Annotated in this window: 3 protein-coding genes; all 3 read right to left on the bottom strand. The window is 59.5% G+C overall.

Features of this window, described 5'->3' with window-relative positions:
- The coding region (locus L9Z73_RS26025; RefSeq protein WP_247407304.1) for a DUF6531 domain-containing protein at window positions 1-3,047 on the bottom strand (3,047 nt) is incomplete at its 3' end.
- Window positions 3,048-3,059: 12 nt separating this feature from the next.
- A complete protein-coding gene (locus L9Z73_RS26020; protein ID WP_247407299.1) occupies window positions 3,060-3,494 on the bottom strand; it encodes a DcrB-related protein in 435 nt (144 codons plus the stop codon).
- 14 nt (window positions 3,495-3,508) lie between these two features.
- The coding region (gene tssI / locus L9Z73_RS26015; protein ID WP_247407296.1) for a type VI secretion system tip protein TssI/VgrG at window positions 3,509-4,461 on the bottom strand (953 nt) is incomplete at its 5' end.

Below are 4,461 nucleotides of genomic sequence, written 5' to 3'. Positions count from 1 at the left end.
GAGCGCAGGCGTCCGCTGCGGTCGTATTCGCTGCGGGTGGTGATTTGCCCCTGGGTGCGCAGGACCTCGCGGTGCAGGCGGTCGCGCTCGAAGTCGCTGATCACCCTGCCATCGAGGTTGATCTGGTGCAGGTGGCCGCTGCCGTAGTACAGGCGATTGAGCCAGCGGCCGTCGGGCAGTTGCGTTTGGATCAGGCTGCCGAGTTCGTCGTAGTGATAGTTGAGGCTACCGGCGGCGCTTTGTTCGGTGAGCATTTGGCCCAAAGGGTCGTAGGCAAAAGCCAGGGCCTGCGCATTGCCGTCGTTGCCGTTGAAGGTGACGGCAGTAAGTTGGTCTACCGGGTCGTAGGCGTATTCGGTACGACCGTCACTCGTCTCTTTCACCAGCAGGCGGCCGACGGCATCGCGTTCCAGTCGATGCACTATGGAGGGCTGTGTCGTCAGCCTGTCATCCACGGGCACGTATTCGACGCCAGCCACGTTATCAAGGCCGTCATAGGCATAACGTCGTGCGCTACCGTCAAGGTCCTGCTGTTCGCTGAGCCGGTCGCCCTCGTCCCAGGCAAAACGATAATGCTCGCCGTTTTCGTTGGTCAGAGTTTGCAGGCGGCCATAGGCGTCATAGCGGAATTCGATCTGTCGGCCATGGGCATCGATACGCCGGTGCACCTGGCCGCGCCGCCCGTACTGATACCGCGTGGTGGCGCCTGCGGCATCAATGTAAGCGGTGAGTTGGCCGCTGGTGTCACGCAGGTATTGTTCAGTGCGCCCGTCCGGCAGTTCGGTTTGCAGCAACCGGCCTTGGCTGTCGTGCTGATACTGGACGCGCTCGCCGAGGGCGTCGATGACCACCTGCAAGAAGCCCTGACGGTTGTATTCAAAGGCGGTTGGGTAGCCCGAGCAGTCGGTGTGCTGAGCCAACTGCCCGAACTCGTTCCAGCGCAAGGTTTTGGACTTTCCAGTGGCATCGACGATTTCGACCACTTGGCCGAAAGCGTCATAGCGGTATCGAGTGATGTGGCCCAGCGGGTCGATCTCACTGACGCAGTTACCTCGTTGATCGTATTGATACTGCCAGGCTTGGCCGGCGGCGTCGGTCTCCACGAGTGGTAATGACCAGTGCTCCAGCCACAGTGTCGATTCGATACGGCCCAATGGATCTTCGGTCGTACACAGGTTGCCGGACTCGTCGTAGCTGAACTGCCATTTCCCGCCCTGAGGGTCGGTGGCCCCCAGTAACTGGCGCTCATCATTCCATTCGAAGTGCCAGGTTTGCCCGAGGTTGTCGGTGTACTCGGTAATCTGGAATTGTGGGTTCCAGCGTCGAGTGCTGACTCTTTGCAGGCCATCTGTAATTCGTGTGATCCCGGCGTGAAGGTCATAGTCAAACTGATAGTGGTCACCCTCATCGGTCCAATGCCGGACCACACGCCATTCGCTCTCTTCCACGCAGGCCCATTGGTAATAGCAACGCAGCCCTGTGGGCAATTGGTGCTCGACCATGCGCCGCCCGGCGTCATAGGCAAAGCGCCGCTGCACCTGCGCGCCAGCGTCCCGCACTAGCGCCAGATCGCCATGTTTGTCGTACTCGTAGCTCACCAACTGCTCGCGAGTGTGATCGGGATACACACGCTCAATCTGTGATACGCGCCCGGGCCATAGAGGGCTGTACACCAATTCAACACGCACCAGGTCAAAGGTGTCGCGCAGTTGCACGAGGCGGTTGCTGGCGTTGTAGTCGAGGTAGATCCGGTTGTCGTTGCGATCTCCCAACTGACTCAGGCGCAGGTGCGATGGGTTGCCCGGCTCCGGCTCGAACAGCTGATACAAGCCATCCACCGTTTCAATCAGTAACTGTCCATTGGTGTTGCGCCGCACGCTCAAGCCTTCGCCGGCACTGAATACGGCACCACCCAAGGGAATGACACCCATGTCGATCTGCCGCGCCTGCTCATCGGTGTAGATCAGGCGCTCGCCGCCGTCGGGATGCAGGTCAATTTCGACGAAGACTTCGTAAATCACGCTCCAACTGGCGCCGAAAAGCCCGTCGCTGCGCTCATCACGACTGCTGTAATAACGCTGCCACTCAATCGGCAACAAACCGGGCAGGGCGAAGTCTAGATCGTCTTCGCCATCAAGAATCTTTGCGCCGGTCGCGCTGTGGACCGGGTTGGGGGAGCCCACCACGGCTGAGGTGATCGCATTGGTCACCTGGCTGGTGCCCCACGACACCAGGCCGCCGACCACCATGCACGGCAATTTGCTGAAGAATTTCGACCCGCCACCGCGCAGCATCAACAGTGCGGTCACCGCCAACCCTACGCCTGGAGTCTTACCGCTGCGAATCTCGCGGACCACCACCGGGCCGCCACCAATGCGCACGTTGCTGGAGATCATCCCCGATTCAACAATTGACGCATCGCAGGTACTGCGATCACCACTGCGCGCTGCCGGTTGGCCGTTGATGGTGACCTTGCTGGAGCCCTCGGCAATAAATTGCGGAGGCATCGGTGGATGCTTGGTGCAGATCACGATGTCCAGTGGCTTGGGCACTGCTCCCGGTGCGGGAACGGCGACGGTCGGGCGCCACATCTGTGAGAAGAAGCCCTTGGCCATGTCCAAGTAGCTGGATTCTTCGGGGCTTCCGCCTTCGGTAGGTTGCGGGCTGACCGGACCAATGGCACCGGCGGCACGTGCAGACGGGATACCGTTGGTAAAGGTGTTGTGGGAGCCGGTGGCGATTGTTGCCATTACCACCGGCGGGAATAACGCATTGCCTATCCAGTCACAAACCTTTGTCAGTCCCTTGTCCGCCCCCGTCTTGCTCATGCCTATGCCGACGATGATGCCCACCACTGCACCCAGCACAAAGCAGCCTAGCCCGCCGGTTACGACCGTAATACCGGTGGCGGCCACAATTGCAGCAGTGGCGACGGCCGTAATAGCGATGTTGGCCGCAATTTCCAGCACGCCGCCCAGGATGTCGGCCATCACCGAGGTGTGCAGCAGGCCGTCGCCGAGACGTGCCGCCCAGAGAGCGTCAGACATTTATTAGGGACTTCAAGGCTTGGGATTCAGCTGCAAGGTGCTTTTGATGGTTGCCCAATGGGCGCGTTCCGCATCGCCCAAGGGTTGGGCTTTGACATAACTCAGGGCAAGCATCTGCCGAGTGCCGGGTATCACAAGCGCTAACTGGTATTGATGGATCCGCTCGGTGCCCTTGCTGAACTGGTTGTGCACTTCGATGGCGTCTATATCCTGCGCGGCGCCCACACGAAGTGCCTTGGCCGGTTGGTAGCGCAAGTCCTGTACCTGCTTCTCCAGCTTCGCCAGTTGCTCTTCGAAGTTGCTTTGCAGCGTCTCACCATCACCTAGAAGGCTACGGCTGACAATCAACGACGTACCCAGAGCGGCGAACTTCAGGATATTGATGGAAGCATCTTGAACGTCATCGCTGGGCAGCGTGAATTGCAGTTCATTGAGTTGATAGGTCATGAAACGGAATCTCGTTATTGGTTGGGAGGCGGATTGGGAAACATGGAATTGACGGCGGCATCTATCTCGCCCTTGACCCCTTGGCCCATAGGCGTCGTGCCTGCTTTTCCGCCGATGTTCAGGTGCAGGTTGCCCCCGGTGTTGATTTCAGTATTGCCCTCGGAATACACGTTAATCTGCACGCCGGTGAGGTTGATCTGGCCACTGGCATTGAGCTCCAGCACGCTTTTTCCGCAGACCAGGCGCAGGTTTTGTCCCACTTCGATCAAGTAGCTTTGGCTGATTGCGTCGGTCTTGCTGAAGCCGACCATGAGCATGTCGTCGTGCTTGACCGCACGCACGCGGTCGTTGCCAATTGTCACCACTTCGTCATGCCCAATACTCTTGTTCCGGTCATGCCCCACCGAATGGCTCTCATCCACCTCCACCACAATGTCCTGATTCCGCTCGGCATGGATATACAACTGCTCCAACCCCTTCTTGTCCTCCATGCGGATTTCATTGAAGTTGGCCGGCGTGCCGCCCTTGCTCGAACGACTTTTCATGCCGCTCTGGGTCGCGTTCTCCGGCAAATCGTAGGGCACCGTCTGCTCCGCGTTATACACCCGCCCGGTAACGATCGGCCGGTCCGGGTCGCCTTCCAGAAAGCTCACAATCACTTCCTGGCCGATCCGTGGGATCTGCATCGAGCCCCAGTTCTTGCCGGCCCAGGACTGCGACACACGTATCCAGCACGAGCTGTTTTCGTTGGATTGGTCGTGGCGGTCCCAGTGGAAATGCACCTTCACGCGGCCGTACTGGTCGGTCCAGATTTCTTCGCCTTTGGGGCCGACCACCAGGGCGGTCTGCGGGCCTTTGACGATAGGGCGATAGGTGTTGGCCAGCGGGCGGAAGTTTTGTTGGGCGTCGATGCAGGTGAGGCTGCTTTCGTACTGCGCAGAGTTTGAGCCGCCGCCGCTTTCCAGGC

Source organism: Pseudomonas emilianonis (assembly GCF_023072625.1).
Taxonomy (GTDB): Bacteria; Pseudomonadota; Gammaproteobacteria; order Pseudomonadales; family Pseudomonadaceae; genus Aquipseudomonas; species Aquipseudomonas paraveronii.
This window is presented reverse-complemented; position numbering and strand designations above follow the sequence as displayed.

Bases quoted from the DNA above. Each gene is read 5' to 3' on its own strand.
- L9Z73_RS26020 (WP_247407299.1), bottom strand. From the start codon at position 3,494: ATGACCTATCAACTCAATGAACTGCAATTCACGCTGCCCAGCGATGAC.